General features: G+C 68.7%; 14 protein-coding genes. 7 read left to right on the top strand and 7 right to left on the bottom strand.

What is annotated here, in order from left to right:
- Positions 1 to 3 precede the first annotated feature (3 nt).
- The 4 genes from JOF44_RS10680 to JOF44_RS10665 all read right to left on the bottom strand — a co-directional run bounded on the left by JOF44_RS10680 (position 4) and on the right by JOF44_RS10665 (position 5893).
- The gene (locus JOF44_RS10680; protein ID WP_209890794.1) at positions 4 to 1968 is read right to left on the bottom strand and encodes a BCCT family transporter; all 1965 of its coding nucleotides are present in this window, start codon (positions 1966 to 1968) and stop codon (positions 4 to 6) included.
- 249 nt (positions 1969 to 2217) lie between these two features.
- Positions 2218 to 2949: an L-ribulose-5-phosphate 4-epimerase gene (locus JOF44_RS10675; protein WP_209890791.1), complete on the bottom strand. Its 732-nt coding sequence runs from the start codon at positions 2947 to 2949 to the stop codon at positions 2218 to 2220.
- A gap of 59 nt (positions 2950 to 3008) precedes the next feature.
- On the bottom strand, positions 3009 to 4688 hold the full coding sequence (locus JOF44_RS10670) for a xylulokinase (protein WP_209890788.1): 1680 nt from the start codon (positions 4686 to 4688) through the stop codon (positions 3009 to 3011).
- Positions 4689 to 4867: 179 nt separating this feature from the next.
- Complete coding sequence (locus JOF44_RS10665) at positions 4868 to 5893, bottom strand: LacI family DNA-binding transcriptional regulator (protein ID WP_209890785.1); 1026 nt, start codon at positions 5891 to 5893, stop codon at positions 4868 to 4870.
- A gap of 420 nt (positions 5894 to 6313) precedes the next feature.
- On the opposite strand from JOF44_RS10665, the gene chvE reads away from it, so the two are divergent.
- From chvE to JOF44_RS10630, 7 genes are all read left to right on the top strand, one after another.
- Complete coding sequence (gene chvE, locus JOF44_RS10660) at positions 6314 to 7465, top strand: multiple monosaccharide ABC transporter substrate-binding protein (protein WP_076808895.1); 1152 nt, start codon at positions 6314 to 6316, stop codon at positions 7463 to 7465.
- 76 nt (positions 7466 to 7541) lie between these two features.
- Positions 7542 to 9083 carry a multiple monosaccharide ABC transporter ATP-binding protein gene (gene mmsA, locus JOF44_RS10655; protein WP_076808892.1) on the top strand — a complete coding sequence of 514 codons (1542 nt, stop codon included), beginning with the start codon at positions 7542 to 7544 and terminating at the stop codon, positions 9081 to 9083.
- A 7-nt stretch (positions 9084 to 9090) separates the two neighbouring features.
- Positions 9091 to 10272, top strand: coding sequence for a multiple monosaccharide ABC transporter permease (mmsB, locus tag JOF44_RS10650; RefSeq protein ID WP_076808890.1), 1182 nt, complete (start codon positions 9091 to 9093; stop codon positions 10270 to 10272).
- 432 nt (positions 10273 to 10704) lie between these two features.
- Positions 10705 to 12075 (top strand): extracellular solute-binding protein, encoded by a 1371-nt coding sequence (locus JOF44_RS10645; protein ID WP_083713530.1) that lies wholly within the window; start codon positions 10705 to 10707, stop codon positions 12073 to 12075.
- Between the two features lie 103 nt (positions 12076 to 12178).
- On the top strand, positions 12179 to 13420 hold the full coding sequence (locus JOF44_RS10640; RefSeq protein WP_342591755.1) for an extracellular solute-binding protein: 1242 nt from the start codon (positions 12179 to 12181) through the stop codon (positions 13418 to 13420).
- 67 nt (positions 13421 to 13487) lie between these two features.
- Complete coding sequence (locus JOF44_RS10635) at positions 13488 to 14456, top strand: carbohydrate ABC transporter permease (protein ID WP_209890781.1); 969 nt, start codon at positions 13488 to 13490, stop codon at positions 14454 to 14456.
- Positions 14453 to 15367, top strand: a complete 915-nt coding sequence (locus tag JOF44_RS10630) for a carbohydrate ABC transporter permease (RefSeq protein ID WP_209890778.1) — start codon at positions 14453 to 14455, stop codon at positions 15365 to 15367. The genes JOF44_RS10635 and JOF44_RS10630 overlap by 4 nt, the downstream gene beginning before the upstream one ends.
- An 86-nt stretch (positions 15368 to 15453) precedes the next feature.
- Here the strand turns inward: JOF44_RS10630 and JOF44_RS10625 are convergent, their stop codons facing one another.
- The 3 genes from JOF44_RS10625 to JOF44_RS10615 all read right to left on the bottom strand — a co-directional run bounded on the left by JOF44_RS10625 (position 15454) and on the right by JOF44_RS10615 (position 18040).
- Complete coding sequence (locus JOF44_RS10625; RefSeq protein ID WP_209890775.1) at positions 15454 to 15981, bottom strand: dihydrofolate reductase; 528 nt, start codon at positions 15979 to 15981, stop codon at positions 15454 to 15456.
- 119 nt (positions 15982 to 16100) lie between these two features.
- On the bottom strand, positions 16101 to 16904 hold the full coding sequence (locus JOF44_RS10620; RefSeq protein WP_209890772.1) for a thymidylate synthase: 804 nt from the start codon (positions 16902 to 16904) through the stop codon (positions 16101 to 16103).
- Positions 16901 to 18040, bottom strand: a complete 1140-nt coding sequence (locus tag JOF44_RS10615; RefSeq protein ID WP_209890770.1) for a LacI family DNA-binding transcriptional regulator — start codon at positions 18038 to 18040, stop codon at positions 16901 to 16903. The genes JOF44_RS10620 and JOF44_RS10615 overlap by 4 nt, the downstream gene beginning before the upstream one ends.
- Positions 18041 to 18053 lie beyond the last annotated feature (13 nt).

Below are 18053 nucleotides of genomic sequence, written 5' to 3'. Positions count from 1 at the left end.
GGATCAGTCGGCGTCGGAGTCCGATTCGGTGTCCGACGGACCGCGTCCGCGGCGATCGTGCCTGCCCGCGGGGCGGGCGGCCGTGCGCTCCGAGGGCTTCTCCGAGCGGGGACGCCCGAAGGCGCCGCGGGTGCGCTCCAGCCGGTAGTCGATCCGGTCGTCGACGCGGGTGTCCAGGTACTCGCCGAATTCCTCGTTCTTCGGGAGTGTGGCGTTGACCTCGCCGGCGATGTGCCGGGTCACGGCCTCCATGCGTCGGATCTGCTCGTACTGGTTCAGCACCGCTTGGTCGAGGCTCAGTGCCTTGACCAGCGACACGCACATCAGCAGCAGGATGATGCTGAAGGGCAGCGCCGTCACCAGCGAACCCGCCTGCAGGGCTTCCAGACCGCCGGAGGCCAGCAGGGCGGCGGCGAGCAGGCCCTCGAGCACCGCCCACACGACGCGCGACCAGATGGGCGGATTCGGGTGACCGCCGGAGGCGAGCATGTCCACCACCAGCGAGCCGGAGTCCGAGGAGGTGATGAAGAAGATCGCTACCAGGATGATGCCCAGGACCGACAGCAGCCCGGTCAGCGGGAAGCCCTCGAAGATGCGGAACATGGACTCCTCGGCGGTGATGTCGCCGAGGTCGCCCGCACCGAACCACTGGCGGAACAGACCGTTGCCGCCCCAGATGGCGAACCAGATCATGCCCACGAGGGAGGGGACGAGGAGAACACCGGAGATGAACTGGCGGACCGTGCGCCCCTTGGAGATGCGGGCGATGAAGACGCCGACGAACGGTGCCCAGGCGATCCACCAGCCCCAGTAGAACAGGGTGTTTCCGGCGAACCAGGACTGCGCCTCCTCGGAGCGCGTGTACGCGCCGACGTCCAGGGTCATCTCGAAGACGTTCGAGAGATAGACGCCGAGGGACTCGACGAAGTTCTGCAGCAGGAAGACCGTCGGGCCGAAGACGAGCGCGGTGACCAGCAGCAGGCCGGCCAGGGTCAGATTGCCGTTCGAGAGCCACTTGATCCCGACGCCCACGCCGCTGATCACGGAGAGCGTGGCCAGGAAGGTGATCACGGTGATCAGGATCATGAGGAACGTGGTGCTGGCCCCGTCGATGAGACCGATCGCGGTCATGCCCGCGCCGATCTGCTGGGCGCCCAGGCCGAGCGAGGTGGCGATGCCGAACACGGTGCCGAAGATGGCCAGGACGTCGATGACGTCGCCGACCCAGCCTTTGACGCGCTCGCCGAAGAGCGGCTCGAGGGCCCAGCGGATGGAGACGGGGCGACCGCGTCGGTGGATGGCGTACGCGACGGCCAGGCCGATGACCGCATACGTGGCCCAGGGATGCAGGCCCCAGTGCATGAAGGTCTGCGCCATGGCCTGTCCCGAGAGCTCGACGCCTTCGCCGTCCCAGCTGGGCTTGACGTTGTTGGTGGTGTAGCCGAGCGGCTCGGCGACGCCGTAGAACACCAGCCCGACTCCCATGCCGGCTGCGAACAACATCGCGAACCAGGAGAACAGGCCGAATTCGGGCCTGTCCTCGTCACGGCCCAGACGGATGCGGCCGTACGGTGACAGTGCCAGGGCGATGGAGAAGACGACGAACAGGCCGATCGCCAGCATGTAGAACCAGCCCAGATCGGCCACGATCCAGTTCTGGATCCCGAACATCACGGTGGATGAGGTCTCGGGGAAGATGATCGCGAGCAGGGCGACGGCGAGGATGATCAGCAGCGCGGGCCAGAACACCGCCGGGGCGATGACGCCCTTGCCGATGCGCGCGCCCTGACGGCGCAGCTTCTCGGTGATCTCGTCGTCGCTGTCGTCGTCGCCGATCTGCACCGAGCGGGGAAGGTGGACGGTCTCGGGGAGATTCTCCGGCCACTGGGTGGGGGAGGTGCCCGAGGCGGCGGTGCCCGGGGTGTCCGGGGCATCCTCACCTGTCTCGGGGGTTCCGGTGGTGCTCATCGCATTCCGTCCTGTCGAAGTCATAGTCGACCCCTACTGTGCTCAGATCTCAGGGAATCTTCAACCAGGGCGGTGGATCTGAGCATCATCAGAATGCCAACAGTGCAGGTCATGGGATTTCCGCGGTCGGCAACCTCACAGATAGTCGGCTCGGCGGCCGCACGGCCGCCCGCTGCAGCTCCGGCACGCAGCGCCTCCGGCCGTTCTCGCTCCGAGAATCGCGTCCGACGGGACCGGGATCGAGCGGCCTCAGCCGTGCGAACGCTGGCCGTAGACGTTCTGGTAGCGGTCGTACAGGGAGTCGATCGACTGCTGCGGGATCGGCAGCGGTTCGCCGAGCTGGCGGGAGACGTGCACCGTACGGGCGACCTCCTCGACCATCACGGCGGCCTTCACCGCGGCGCGGGCGTCCGTGCCGATGGTGAACGGGCCGTGGTTCTGCATCAGCACGGCAGGGCTGCGGTGGCCGGACAGGGTCTCGACGATGCCGCGGCCGATGGAATCATCCCCGATGATCGCGAAAGGGCCGACGGGGACCGGTCCCCCGAACTCATCGCCCATCATCGTCAGCACGCAGGGGATCTCCTCGCCCCGCGCGGCCCAGGCGGTCGCGTAGGTCGAGTGCGTGTGCACCACGCCGCCCACCTCCGCCATGTGCGCGTACACATAGGCATGCGCGGCAGTGTCCGAAGAGGGGACCAGGGAATCGGGGGTCCCGTCGACGATCTTGGCCCCGTCCAGCGTGCACACCACCATGTTCTGGGCCGACAGCTCGTCGTAGGAGACCCCGGAGGGCTTGATGACGAGCAGGCCGGGCACCTCCGAGCCCTCCGGCAGCGTCACCCGCTCCGAGACGTTCCCGGCGGTCCATACCACCAGCTGGTTGCGCGGCAGCTCGGCGTGGAGGGCGGCGACCCGCTCACGGGTGGCGGCCACGGCCGCCTGCACCTCGGCGGACAGCTGGGCGAGGGCGATGGTCATGGGGCGACTCCTGGATCGTGCTGGTCACGGATGGCGGGGATGGGTGGGCCGGCCTCAGATCAATCCAGGACCTCACCGGCGAGGCGCTCGACCTGCAGGCCCGTGCGGTATCCCTCCAGCCACGTCGCGTGCCCGGCCATGCCGGACTCCTCGGGATGCAGCGTGACCAGCTCCTGGGAGGCGAAGATCTGCTGGGCGAGGAAGTCGCTGAGCGACTCCGCGGCCGGCGCCCGGTCGTCCCGGTGCGACCCGGCGCTCCGGTCCGATCCGGCCTGCTGCCGCGCGGTGAAGGCTGCCAGCAGTGCCATGCCCCAGGCCCCGCCCTCGCCCGCGGACTCGCCGACGGCGACGGGGGTGGCCAGCGCGTCGGCCAGCACCTGCTGGGCGACGCCCTGGGTGCGGAAGATGCCGCCGTGGGCGTACATGACGTCGAGCTGGACGCCCTCGTCCTTCAGCAGCGCCTCCATGCCCACCGCGAGCGCTCCGAAGGCGCCGTAGAGCTGGGAGCGCATGAAGTTCTCGAGGGTGAAGCGGGCCTCCTGCTCGCGCACCAGCAGGGGGCGGCCGGAGGGCACCCCCGTCTGGTGCTCGCCGGAGACGTAGTTGTAGGACAGCACGCCACCCGCGTCGGCCTCGCCCGCGGCTCCCGCGCCGAACAGGGCGCCGTAGAGCTCCTCGTCGCCGACGGGATGGCCGATCAGCTCCGCGAAACGGGAGAACAGGCCCAGCCACGCGTCGAGGTCCGTGGTGCAGTTGTTGGTGTGGATCATCGCCACTGGATGCCCGGCCGGCGTGGTGACCAGGTCGATCTCCTCGCGCGGCCCGGACAGGCGGCCCTCCAGGACCACCATCGCGAAGGCGCTGGTGCCGGCCGACACGTTGCCGGTGCGGGGGTCCACGGCCTGGGTGGCGACCATCCCGGTGCCGGCGTCTCCCTCCGGCGGTGCGGCCACGGCGCCGGGCTGCAGGGCGCCGGTGGGGTCGAGCAGGGCGGCGCCCTCGGCGGTCAGGGAGCCGGCGCCCTGCCCGGCCGTGAGCACCTCGGGCAGGATCTGCGACAGCGACCAGGGGAGCCCTGCGACCTCGTCGAGGGCGGCGAAGCGCTCGAGCAGTTCGGGGTCGTAGTCCGTCCCCGAGGCGGCGATGGGGAACATGCCGCTGGCATCGCCGACTCCCAGCACCCGGCGCCCGGTCAGGCGCTGGTGCACGGAGCCGGCCAGGGTGGTCAGGGTGTCGATCCGCCCCACGTGCTCTTCGCCGCCGAGGATCGCGTGGACCAGGTGCGAGATGCTCCAGCGCAGCGGGATGTTCAGCGCGAAGGTGCGGCTGAGCAGGGCGGCGGCGTCGGCCGTGTAGGTGTTGCGCCAGGTGCGGAAGGGGGCGAGCTGCTCGCCGTCGGCGTCGAGGGGGAGGTAGCCGTGCATCATCGCGGAGATGCCGAAGCTCGCCAGCTGCGTCAGCTCGACCTCGTGGCGCTCGCGCACGTCCCGCACCAGGTCGGCGTAGCAGTCGCGGATCCCGTCCCAGGCCGCGTCGAGCGAGTAGGTCCAGCTGTCCTCGACCAGCTCGTTCTCCCAGGCGTGCGAGCCCGTGCCGAGCACGGTGCCCCCGTCATCGACCAGGGCTGCCTTGATCCGGGTCGAGCCCAGCTCGATCCCGAGGTGGGCACGTCCCTCCCGCAGGAAGGCGGCGGAGTCTACGGAGGAATGGTCTGCGGAGGACACGGCGGCGTGCGTCATGACGCCATGAGACCAGTCCACGCAGGTCATGTCAACGTTCACATCGAGGTCGGCGGCTCGAGGGCGGACGTCAGCACGGGGGCGTCGGCTCGGGGGCGTCGGCTGGGAGCGGGTGCCCGACAGTACGCCGCGGAGCCGACGGAGGCGGGCATCCGGGAGTGAGGGGCGAGGCCGACGGGTCAGTGCGTGCGCTCGGGGTGGGTGGAGCGGCGCGCCACCAGACGCGGCGGCAGTGTGCGCGGCGTGTTCACGGGCACCTCGCGCCCCTCGAGCAGGCACAGCAGTCGCTCGAGAGCCAGTCGTCCCAGCTCGGCGAAGGGCTGGGAGACCGTGGTCAGCGAGGGGATGAGGAACTCGGCGCCGACGGTGTTGTCGAAGCCGACCACCGCGACGTCCTCGGGCACCCGCAGCCCCCGCAGGTGCAGCGCGTGCAGCACCCCGATCGCCATCATGTCGTTCGCCGCGAAGATCGCATCGGGCAGAGCGCCCTCGGCGATCAGGGAGCTGGTCAGCTCGTAGCCGGAGCGCGGGTTCCAGTCGCCCGGTCCGATGACCGAGGCCTCGAGACCGAGCTCCTGCGCGGCCCGCTGGAAGCCGTCCAGCCGCGCGCGGGCGTCGAACCAGTCCTGCGGGCCGCAGAGATGGACCGCCGAGCGGGCGCCCGTGCGCGCGAGATGCTCGACCACCAGGCGCGCGCCGAGCTGCTGCTCCACCCCGACCACCTCGACCCCGTCGACCTTCGGCGCCTGCGCCGAGACCGCCACGACCGGGGTGGAGCGGGCGGCGGTGGCGACCGCCGGGACCATCCCCTCGTGCGCCGCGACCACGAGGATCCCGTCGGCCCCCGAGCCCAACAGCTCCGAACCGATCTCGCGCGCACCGTCCTCGTGCGCGCCGACCGTGGTCAGCAGCACCGAGTAGCCCGCCTCGCGGGCGGCGGCCTCGATCGCGGTGGTCGTCTCCGCCGGCCCGAACAGCGAGGAGCCGTCGGTGAGCATGCCGATCAGGGAGGACCGGGTGGTCTTCAGGGCGCGAGCAGCACGATTGCGGGTGTATCCGAGCGCGGAGATCGCCTCCAGCACCCGCTCGCGGGTCGCCGGCCGCACGACCTGCGGTTCGTTGAGCACGCGGGAGACCGTCTGGTACGAGACCTCGGCGCGCGCGGCGACGTCGGCCATGGAGGGACGGCGGGGGGTGGCGTCCATGCCTGCTCCTTCCGGGGGCGGGGTCGAGGCAACGGCGGTGTGCGGGGGAGTGCGGGGACGGACTGGGCAGAGTGTCGGGTGAGAGCGACAGGGTGCGGGTGTGACCAGAGCAATCGTTTTACAGCAGGTCGCGAGTCCTTTCCATTCCGACCATCAGTAAGTGTTGCTGAGTTGTGACCCGCACGCGCGCCGTTCCCGTTGACATCTGCCTCAATGTGAACGTTATCATTCCCTGTGCCTCACGCCACAGGCGGCGTGCGGATCACCGGGCACGGATCCACCCCGGCCCGGACAGCCTCGCCGATGCATCACCGGCACCTCGGGCAGCGCAGCTGCTGCCCGGCGTCTGTGTTCAGTGCACAGCGCAGGACGGAACCATTCCTGCCAGGCGGCGGATGGCGATTTCGACAAGGAGACACCATGCACAACCGGAGAAACTTCCTGATCGGGACCTCGGTCGCTGCGGCTGCCCTGGGGCTGGCGGCCTGCGGTGGCGAGGGAGCCGGATCGGGCGGGCCCGACCCCGATGCCGCGCCCAGCGACCAGACCGTCGGCGTCGCGATGCCCACCGAGACCTACGAGCGGTGGGTGGCCGACGGCGCCAACATCAAGAAGGGTCTGGAGGACAAGGGCTACAAGGTCGACATGCAGTACGCCCAGGACGACATCCCCACCCAGCAGCAGCAGATCGACCAGATGATCAACAGCGGCGTGGCCGCCCTGCTGATCGCCTCGATCGACGGGGCGTCCCTCTCGGCGCAGCTGGACAACGCCGCCTCGCAGGGCATCCCGGTGGTCGCCTACGACCGGCTGCTCACCGACAGCGAGAACGTCGACTTCTACGTCACCTTCGACAACTACAAGGTGGGTGTGAGCCAGGCCAACGCCCTGATGTTCGGGCTCGGCCTGCTGGACGAGGAGTTCGAGCCGGCCGACGACGCCCCCGAGGGACCGCTGAACGTGGAGCTGTTCGCCGGCTCGCTGGACGACAACAACGCCCACCTGTTCTGGAAGGGCGCGATCGACACCCTCCAGCCGTACTTGGACGACGGCACCCTCGTCGTTCCCTCGAAGCAGACCGACATCGAGCAGGCCGCCACCCAGCGCTGGGAGCAGGAGACCGCGCAGAAGCGCATGGAGACCCTGCTGACCACCTACTACAACAGCGGCGAGGAGCTGTCCGGTGTGCTGGCTCCGGCGGATCCGCTCTCGCGCGGCATCATCAACGCCCTGCAGAACACGGGCCGCGGACCGACGATCGAGGAGGGGCTGCCGATCGTGACCGGCCAGGATGCCGAGATCGCGTCGATCAAGCTGATCGCCGACGGCGTCCAGCACTCGACGATCTTCAAGGACACCCGGGAACTCGCCGAGCGGGCCATCGTCGCCTGTGAGTCCATGCTGAAGGGCGAGGATCCCGAGGCCAACGACACCGAGACCTACGACAACGGCGTGAAGGTCGTGCCGTCGTACCTGCTCCCGGTGCAGATGGTCCTGGAGAGCAACTACGAGGAGATCCTCGTCGAGTCCGGGTACTACACCGAGGAGCAGGTCGAGTCCGGGCAGCTCTGAACCGCATCCCGTATCCGACGAGGTCCCGGCGGCGCGACCGCGCGCGCCGGGGCCTCCCTGCCCGAAGGAGGGTCCCGTGACCGAACACATCCTCGAGATGCGCTCCATCACCAAGCGGTTCCCCGGGGTCACCGCGCTCGACGACGTGTCCTTGACGGTCGACGACGGGGAGATCCATGCCATCTGCGGCGAGAACGGCGCCGGCAAGTCCACGCTCATGAAGGTGCTCTCCGGCGTCGAGCCGGCCGGCTCCTACGAGGGCGAGATCCGTTTCCGCGGCCACCCCGTCCGCTTCTCGACCATCAACGACTCCGAGGCCGAAGGCATCGTGATCATCCACCAGGAGCTCGCCCTGGTGCCCCACCTCTCCATCGCCGAGAACATCTTCCTCGGCAACGAGCAGTCCCGGGGCGGCGTGATCAGCTGGCACGAGACCAACGCCCGGGCCGCCGAGCTGCTTCAGCGCGTGGGGCTGACCGAGAAGTCGGTGACGCCCGTCGGCCAGTTGGGCGTGGGCAAGCAACAGCTCGTCGAGATCGCCAAGGCGCTCTCGAAGAACGTGCGCCTGCTGATCCTCGACGAGCCCACCGCCGCGCTGAACGACGACGACTCCGAGCACCTGCTGGGCCTCATCCGCGGCCTGCGCGACGAGGGCGTCACCTGCATCATCATCTCCCACAAGCTGGGGGAGATCGCCTCGGTCGCCGATGCCACGACCGTCATCCGCGACGGCACGACCATCGAGACCATCGACATGCACGTGCCCGAGGGCGAGCGCTCCGGCCTCGTCCCACGTCTGATCAAGGGCATGGTCGGACGCGACATCGACAACCTCTACCCGGAGCGCCGTGCCGAGATCGGGGAGGAGATCCTGCGGATCGAGGACTGGCACGTCGGTCACCCCACGCAACCGGGCCGCACCGTCGTCGACGGGGCAGCGCTGAACGTCCGCGCCGGCGAGGTGGTCGGCATCGCCGGGCTGATGGGCGCCGGCCGCACCGAGCTCGCCATGAGCGTGTTCGGCGAGTCCTACGGCCAGGACATCTCCGGCTCCGTCTCGGTGCACGGCCGCCCGGTGCGGCTGCGCACCGTCGCCGACGCCATCGCCGCCGGCATCGCCTACGTCTCCGAGGACCGCAAGCAGTTCGGGCTGAACCTGATCCAGGACATCCGCACCAACGTCACCGCGGCCGGGCTGACGAAGGTCACCAGCGGGGGCTGGATCAATCAGAACGAGGAGATCGCGGTCGCCGAGCGCTTCCGCTCCTCGCTGAACATCAAGGCGCCCAGCGTCATGGCGCAGGTCGGCAAGCTCTCCGGCGGCAATCAGCAGAAGGTGGTGCTCAGCAAGTGGCTGTTCACCGAGCCGGACCTGCTGATCCTCGACGAGCCCACCCGCGGCGTCGACGTCGGCGCCAAGTTCGAGATCTACACGATCATCAACGAGCTCGCCGAGGCGGGCAAGGCCATCATCGTCATCTCCTCGGAGCTGCCCGAGGTGATGGGACTGGCCGATCGCATCTACACACTGTCCGCGGGGCGGATCACCGGTGAGGTGACCTCGCAGGACGCCACGCAGGAGCGCCTCATGGAGCTCATGACCATGGAGAGGGAGTGAGCGCCTCATGGCCGGAACTTCTGACATCAAAGAGCTGCTGACGCGAAACCTGCGCCAGAGCGGCATCTACATCGCTTTCGTGTTCATCGTCGTGCTGTTCACGATCCTCACGGGCGGTGCGCTGCTGAGCCCGGGAAACCTCACCAACCTGGTGCTGCAGTACTCCTACATCCTGATCCTCGCGATCGGCATGGTGCTGATCATCGTGGCCGGGCACATCGACCTGTCGGTGGGCTCGGTGGTCGCGCTGACCGGCGGCGTCGCCGCGGTCGTGGTGATCAGCTGGGGGATGCCCTGGTGGGTCGGCGTGCTGGCGGCACTCGGCACCGGCGTGCTGGTGGGGCTGTGGCAGGGCTTCTGGGTCGCCTACGTCGGCATCCCCGCCTTCATCGTCACCCTCGCGGGCATGCTCATCTTCCGCGGCATGACCCTGCAGGTGCTGGGGAGCGTCTCGCTCTCCCCGTTCCCGCCCCAGTACCAGTACATCTCCGGCGGTTTCCTCAACGGCCTGCTGGGCGGGAGAGGGTTCGACGCTTTCACCCTGTTCCTGGCTGCGGCCCTGGTGGTCGTCTTCGCGATCCAGCAGTACCGCGGCCGGCTCGCGAAGCTGAAGTACAAGCAGCCGGTCGAAGCCCTGTTCCTGTTCTGGCTGAAGAACGCCGCCGTGGCCGTGGTGGTCATGGCCTTCGCCTGGCAGCTCGCGCACTCCCGCGGCCTGCCGGTGGTGCTGATCCTGCTGGCCGCGCTGATCCTCATCTACGGGTTCATCAGCCAGCGCACGATCTTCGGTCGGCACATCTACGCGATGGGCGGCAACCTCCAGGCCGCGCAGCTGTCCGGCGTCAAGACGCGCCGGGTGAACATGTGGCTGTTCGTGAACATGGGCCTGCTCTCCGCGGTCGCGGGCATCGTCTACTCGGCACGGTCCAACAGTGCCCAGCCGGGTGCCGGCAACATGTTCGAGCTCGACGCCATCGCCGCCGCCTTCATCGGCGGTGCGGCGGTGACCGGCGGCATCGGCAAGGTGCACGGCGCGATCATCGGCGGTCTGATCATGGCCGTGATGTCCAACGGCATGTCGATCATGGGCATCGACCAGTCCACGCAGTCGGTGGTGCGCGGTGTCGTGCTGCTGGTGGCCGTGGCCTTCGATGTCTGGAACAAGAAGCGCTCGACGTCCGGAAGCTGAGCGGCGGCCGACCCGCACCAGGCGGGCGGCCGACGAGCCCGGGGCACGGCGTCCCGGGCACCTCGCAGGAGGTGCCCGGGGCGCCGTCGTCGTCTACGCAGGTCACGTGCTGTTTCTAGGGGTGCGGCGGGGGCATGGCCGGGGTGCGTCGGAGCGCGGTGTCGGAGCGCTGCGTCGGATCTTTGTGTCGGACCCTGCAACGATGTAAAGTAGCTCATGTGATGCAGGGCACGCGTCGCATCGGCCCCGTCGGCCGGGCGCGCGACCCGCGCATCGCGGCATCGCCGGGGCGTGCGCGCACAGGGGCGCGCGGGCCTGCGGGGATGCCGTCCGGAGCGACGTCGCCCGCGGCCCGCCCCGAGCTCCTGTCCGACCCGTCCCATGCTGCCGCCACCGGGCGGCCCGGGTGCCCGATCCCGATGGAGTGATGAGATGAGGAATCGTCCACCCCGCTCAGTCCCGCACCGACCCGGAGCCGGCTCGGGGATCAGTCGACGCCGACTGCTGGGAGCCGGAGCCCTCGCCGCCACGGCCCTGCCGCTGGCCGGCTGCTCCACCCCGCTGGCCGCCGGCCTGCTGGGCACCCAGCTGGACCCCTCGACGCTGATCTACTGGAACCTGTTCGGCGGTGGCGACGGCGTGCGCATGCAGGACATGCAGCAGGGCTACCGCGACCTCTACGGGCCCGACTCCCTCCAGGCCACCACGCTCACCTGGGGCAACCCCTACTACTCGAAGCTGACCCTGGCGACCGTCGGCAACCAGCCGCCGGACGTCGCGGTCGCTCACCTCACGCGTGCCAAGCCGTTGTGGAGCGGCGGACTCCTGGACCCGATCACCGAGGAGGACCTCGCCGGCGTCGGCCTGTCGACCGCGGACTTCAACGAGCAGGCCTGGACCACACAGCGCACCGACGACCAGAACATCGCGATCCCCCTGGACACCCACCCGTTCACGCTCTTCTACAACAAGGACGTGTGCGAGGAGGCGGGGCTGCTGGACGGCGACGGACTGCTGGTGGACCTCGACGGCCTCGACACCTTCGAGGCGGCCCTGGCCGCGATCAGCGAGGTCACCGGTGGCACCGCGATGACGGTGGCGAACGTGTCCGAGACCGCCACGCCCTGGCGGTTCTTCTGGACGCTGTACAACCAGTTCGAGTCCGCGACCCCGTTCCTGTCCGACGACGGCGCCACCATCAGCGTCGACGAGCCCACCTTCCTCGAGGTGATGGGGAAGGTCCAGGACTGGGTCGGTCAGGGATGGCTCAACCGGGGCCTGGACTACGCGACCTCCCAGACCGCGATGTTCACCGGGAAGGCCGGGTTCTACCTGCAGGGCGAGTGGGAGATCTCCACCGCGCAGTCGATCGAGGGGCTGAACTTCGGGATGGTGTCGATCCCGCAGATCTTCGAGCGGTCCGCCGTCCAGGCGGACTCCCACACCTTCATCCTCCCGCACAAGGACCGCTCCCCGCAGCAGCGCCGGCAGGCGATGGAGTTCATCAAGGTCATGCTCGACCAGAGCATGACCTGGGCCGAGGGCGGTCACATCCCCGCCTACCTGCCGACGGCCGAGAGCGAGGAGTACCTCGCCCTCGAACCGCAGCGCTACTACGCCGACTCCGCGGACTTCGCCGTCTACGACGATCCGGCCTGGTACGGCGGGTCCGGCTCGACCTTCGAGGACACCGTCGGCGCTCAGCTGGGTCTGGTCCAGCAGGGTGTGCTCAGCCCCGAGCAGGCCTTGGCGGCCATCCGCGACCAGCTCGCGATCTACACCTCGACGCCCAGCCCGCTCTGACCCGGAAGGCATACCTCATGACCACGATGTCTCCCACCGCATCCGCCACCGGCGCTCGCTGCTCAAGGGGGCGGGCATCCTCGGCGCTCTCGGCACCACAGGGGTGCTGTCCGGGTGTGCCGGAGCCGCCGCCGGGCCGTCGGACGAGATCGACTTCTGGCATCTGCTGTCCGGGCCGGACGGCCAGATCATGGGCGGCATGCTCGACGACTACATGGCCACCGAGGGCTCCGTCGATGTCACCCAGACGGTGCTGGCCTGGGGTGCCCCGTACTACACCAAGCTCGCGATGGCCTCCGCCGGTGGTCGCGCTCCCGACCTCTCGATCATGCACGCCTCCCGCGTCCCCGGGTACGCCCCCGGTGGCCTGCTCGACCCATGGGACCTCGACCTGCTCTCCGAGTTCGGCGTCACGAAGGAGCAGTTCCCGGAGCTGATCTGGGACAAGATGACCATCGACGGCACTCTGACCGCGATCGCTCTGGATTCCCACCCGTTCGTCCTCTTCTACAACACCGAGATCGCCGAAGCAGCCGGACTACTCGGCAGCGATGGGCTGCTGGTGGATACGGACACGCCGGAGGATTTCCGAGAGATGGCCTTGCAGCTCGGAGCCCACGCCCCGAGCGGGTACGGGCTGTCCTTCGGCTACCTCGGGGACGGCTCGAACCAATGGCGGATGTTCTCCACCTATTACTCCCAGATGGGCGGCACCATCGAACTGCCCGTCGGCGGCACGATGGAATACCAGGAAGAGCTCGTGATCGAGACGATCGAGTGGATCCTGTCGCTGATCGACGGGGAGGTCGGCAATCCCGGTCACGACGGCGGTACCGCGATCTCCGAGTTCGCCACCGGTGGCTCGGGCGCGTTCTACGGCGGTGTGTGGGAGACCGCGAGCTACAAGGAGCAGGGCCTGCCGTTCGACGTCACGATGATCCCCGGCGTGTTCGGAGCCCCCACCGCGTACGCGGACTCCCACAGCTTCGTGCTGCCTCACCAGGATGCCGTCGATGAACAGCGACGTCGGAACGTCCACGCCGTCGTGGCCCACCTGCTGCAGCACTCCATCACGTGGGCGCAGGCCGGGCACATTCCCGCCTACCTCCCCGTGGTCGAGGACCCCTCCTATGCCGACCTGGTGCCGCAGTCCCACTACGCCGATGCGGTCGATCATCTGGTGTACGACCCGCAGGCCTGGTTCACGGGATCGGGCAGCGACTTCCACACCTACTTCGGCAATGACATGCAGAACGTCTGGGCCCGGCGCACGAAGCCGCTGGACGGCTGGAACGCCTTCGTCGCCCGGATCAACGATCTGCTCCAGAAGCCCTCCCCGATGTGACCACCATGCCCCGTGAGCTGTTCGAGCCCCGCACCTCAGCCCATTCGTCCGTCGAAGGAGACGACCGATGACCACTGCCGAAGGCCTCAGCGCCCCCGGTGCCGCGAGTGCCCCACCCCGTCAGCACGGGGAGACCGATCATCTGACTCCCGGTCGCAGAAGCCGACGTCGGGCCGACAACCTGCGCGGCTGGCTCTACGTCGCACCCTTCTTGATCGCTTTCGGGATGTTCCTGATCTGGCCCACCATCTACGGGTTGTGGATGAGCTTCACCGGCGTCAGCCTCGCCGGCACCAACGATGAGTTCATCGGACTGGACAACTGGGCCGAAGCCCTCGGGGATCCGCAGGTGTGGAGCTCGCTGGGCAACACCGCCTGGTTCACGGTGCTCTCGACGGTTCCTCTCGTCGCCGTCGCTCTCCTCCTGGCCGTGCTGGTGAACCTGGGGCTGCCGGGGCAGTGGTTCTGGCGGCTCTCCTTCTTCATGCCGTTCCTGCTGGCGTCGACCGTCGTCTCCCAGTTCTGGCTGTGGATGTACAACCCGCAGCTGGGGTTGATCAACTCGTTCCTCGGCTGGTTCGGCATCGATGGCGTGGCCTGGCTGCAGAACCCGAGCACCGCGATGATCGCCGTGGTCATCACCACCGTGTGGTGGACCATCGGTTTCAACTTCCTGCTGTACCTCGCGGCTCTGCAGAACATTCCCGATCAGCTCTACGAGGCCGCTTCGCTCGACGGTGCAGGTGGTTGGCGGAAGTTCGTCTCGATCACGCTGCCGCAATTGGCCCCCACGACCGTGCTCGTGCTCGTGCTGCAGCTGCTGAACTCGCTGAAGGTCTTCGACCAGATCTACCAGATGACCGGCGGCGGGCCCGGGGGCAGCACCAGGCCGATCCTGCTGTACATCTACGAGGTCGGCTTCACCGGGTACCGCCTGGGTTATGCCTCTGCCATCTCCTACATCTTCTTCTTCCTGATCATCATCGTCTCCATCGCGTACATGGTGATCTCGTCCCGACGGAGCGTGAAGCCATGAGCACAGCAATGCCCACCACGTCAGATCCGATCACCGCGGCCCCCGCGATCCAGGAGCCGTCGGCAGGTGCTGCTCGTCGTCGACGCCGTCCCACCCCGGCCAGGATCGTCGCGTTCGTCGTCCTCGCCGTCCTGGCGCTCGGATGGCTCATCCCCATCCTCTGGGCGGTGCTGACCTCGTTCAAGACCGAGCCGGAAGCGGCTGCGCTCCCGATCACGCTCATCCCGGAGAACGGCTTCACCATCCAGGCGTACATCAATGTGATCACCGAGGGCCTCGTGCCGCGCTGGGCGTGGAACAGCTTTCTCACCTCGGCGCTGGTCACCCTGATCACGGTGACGATCTCGGCGCTGGCCGGGTACGCGCTGTCACGGCTCCGGTTCGTGGGGCGGCAGATGATCATCGTGCTGATCATCGCCTCGATCATGATTCCCGCTCAGATCCTCATAGTCCCGCTGTTCCAGCTGATGCTGTCGTTGAACCTGGTCGACACGTACTGGGGCATCATCCTGCCGCAGGTGGTCGCGGCGCCGATGGTGTTCATCCTCAAGAAGTTCTTCGACCAGATCCCGTTCGAGCTCGAAGAGGCGGCTCTGGTGGACGGCGCGAGCCGATTCCGGATCTTCTGGAACATCGTGCTGCCGCTGTCCCGGCCGATCCTCGGGGCGGTCGCGATCTTCGTGTTCATCGGGGCGTGGAACAACTTCCTGTGGCCGTTCATCGTCATCAACGACTCGAGCCTCATGACACTGCCCACGGGCCTGCAGACGGTGATCAGCGCCTATGGCATCCAGTACGCGCAGCAGATGGCCCAGGCCGTGCTGGCCGCGCTCCCGCTGATCATCGTGTTCATGTTCTTCCAGCGCCAGATCATCAAGAGCGTCGCCACCACCGGCATCACCGGGACCTGATGCCGCTCGACGCACGCTGCCGCACGTGGACGAATGCCGCCACCGGCTCGCACCGTCCCTGGGCTCGGCGGATCGGGTGAGCTCGCTCAGCGTCGGTAGGTGAGGATCCGGTAGCGCAGGCCGGTGCGGGAGGTGTGCCAGGAGGGTCTGTCGGCCGATGGGTCGGGATCGGCGGCCGCCAGGCGGAAGTCCGCCGGGATCGTCGGCGCCGTGGTGTCCCCGTCGATCTGCAGGTCGATCTCGGTGACCACGAGCAGGTCGGCACGGTCCATCGCCTCGCGATACACGCGGCCGCCGCCGATCACCCAGATCGTCGGGACGCTCGAGTCGTCCGGTTCCGAGGTGAGGAAGCCGCGGGCCCGAGCGAGAGCCTCGTCGAGCGTTCTGGTGCGCAGCGCTCCGTCGTCGGCGAAGGAGTCATCGCTGGTGATGACGATGTTGGTGCGCCCGGGCAGGGGTCGGAACGTCGCGGGGAACGACTCCCACGTGCGCCTCCCCATCACCACGGGCCCACCCTTCGTGGTGCGCTTGAAGTGCTTCAGGTCCTCGGGCAGGTGCCAGGGCATGGCGCCGCCTGCCCCGATCACGCCGTCCCGGGCCTGCGCCCAGATCATGCCGATCCGCGGGGCGGGCGTGCTCGGGGAGACGTCGGCCGAAGGCGCCGGGCGCGGTGAATCGGCGACCGACTGCGTCGTCGAGGGCGCTGCCGCATCCGCGGGAGAATCCGCCGCCCTCACACCGCCACCGGGGCCTTGATGCCCTTGTGGTGCTGGTAGTCCACGATCTCGAAGTCCTCGAGCTCGTACTCCAGGATCGAATCCGGTCGGCGGGTGATCCGCAGGGTCGGGGAGGGGAACGGCTCGCGGGAGAGCTGTCGCTGGACCTGCTCGTGGTGGTTGTCGTAGATGTGGCAGTCCCCACCGGTCCACACGAAGTCGCCGACGGCGAGGTCCGTCTGCTGGGCGACCATGTGCGTCAGCAGCGCGTAGCTGGCGATGTTGAACGGGACCCCGAGGAACAGGTCGGCGCTGCGCTGGTACAGCTGGCAGGACAGCTTCCCGTCGTGCACCTCGAACTGGAACAGCGCGTGACAGGGCGCGAGCGCCATCTGCGGGATGTCGGCCGGGTTCCAGGCCGTCACGATCAGCCGGCGGGAATCGGGATTCGTGCGGATCTGCTCGACGACGTCGGTGATCTGGTCGATGACGCCGCCGTCGGGCGTGGGCCAGGAGCGCCACTGCGCACCGTAGACCGGGCCGAGATCGCCGTTCTCGTCGGCCCATTCGTCCCAGATGCTCACGCCGCGCTCCTGCAGCCAGCGCACGTTGGTGTCCCCGCGCAGGAACCACAGCAGCTCGAGGATGATCGAGCGGGTGTGCACCCGCTTGGTGGTGATCAGCGGGAAGCCCGCGGACAGGTCGTAGCGGATCTGCCTGCCGAACAGACTGCGGGTGCCGGTCCCGGTGCGGTCGCCCTTGGCATGGCCGGTCTCCATCACCTCGCGCAGGAGGTCCTCGTACGGGGTCGGGATGGTCATCGGGGCAGCTCCTCGGGATCGGCGGCGGGGGGAAAGACGGGCGAGGCCGTGCCTGCGGAGGGGGGCGACGGGACGCCGACGGGCGCCGTGGACTCGCGGACGACCAGCGTGTACGGGGTGTCCAGCACGCGCGGCGGCCCGTCGTGCCCCTGGATCCGCTCGGTGAGCAGGTCCAGGGCGGTCGCGGCGAGCGCGTGCTTGTCCGGCGAGATGGTGGACAGCGGCGGGGAGGCGAATGGGGCGTCGGGGGTGTCGTCGTACCCGATCACGGCGATGTCCTCGGGCACCTGACGACCCAGGCGGCGCAGCTGTGCGAGCACGCCGATGGCGAGATCGTCGTTGCCGCAGACGATCCCGTCGACCTCAGGGTGGCGCGCCATCAGTGCCTGCGCCCCCGCGAAACCGTCGTGGCGATGCCAATCGTCGACCGCCTGGACGATCGCGGCGTCGGGGCCGGGCCCGTGCTCGGTCAGCGCGGCGACGTAGCCGTCGCGGCGCAGGGAGCCGGAGCTGTGGGGCTGCAGGCCGTGCCGGGTGGCGATCGCGCCGAGGAACGCGATGCGGCGCCGACCGCTCCGCAGCAGATGGTTGGTCGCGTCGAAGGCGGCGGCCACGTTGTCGATCCGGACGTAGTCGCTGCCCTGGGGGAGCTGCTCGGGCAGGTGCTCGCCGATGAAGACCGTGGGCTGCGTGGTGCGCTCCATCCGCGCGAACACGGCCTCCTCGATCAGCAGCGGATTGAAGATCACCCCGTCGCCGACCAGGCGGTTGAACCCCTCGAGCACCGTGCGCTCCGCCTCGCGACCGGCGGAGGTCGAGTGCAGCACGACGGTCTGCCCGCGCAGCTGCGCCTCGTCGATGAACTCCTGGGCGAGGTCCGAGAAGTAGGAGAAGGTCAGCGCCGGCACCGCCAGGGTGATCATCTTGCTCGCCCCGGTGCGCAGCTGCTGCGCCGCGGCCTGGGGACGGTATCCGACCTGGAGGATCGCCTCCCGCACCCTCTCGCGCGTCGAGTCGCGCACATGAGGGTATTCGTTGACCACGTTGGAGACGGTCTTGATCGAGACTCCCGCGAGCTCGGCGACGTCGCGCAGCGCAGGGGGGCGCTGGCGACCGGTCGCAGAGTTCAGGGGCATGGGGACGATTCTT

This window comes from Brachybacterium fresconis, assembly GCF_017876515.1.
Taxonomy (GTDB): domain Bacteria; phylum Actinomycetota; class Actinomycetes; order Actinomycetales; family Dermabacteraceae; genus Brachybacterium; species Brachybacterium fresconis.
This window is presented reverse-complemented; position numbering and strand designations above follow the sequence as displayed.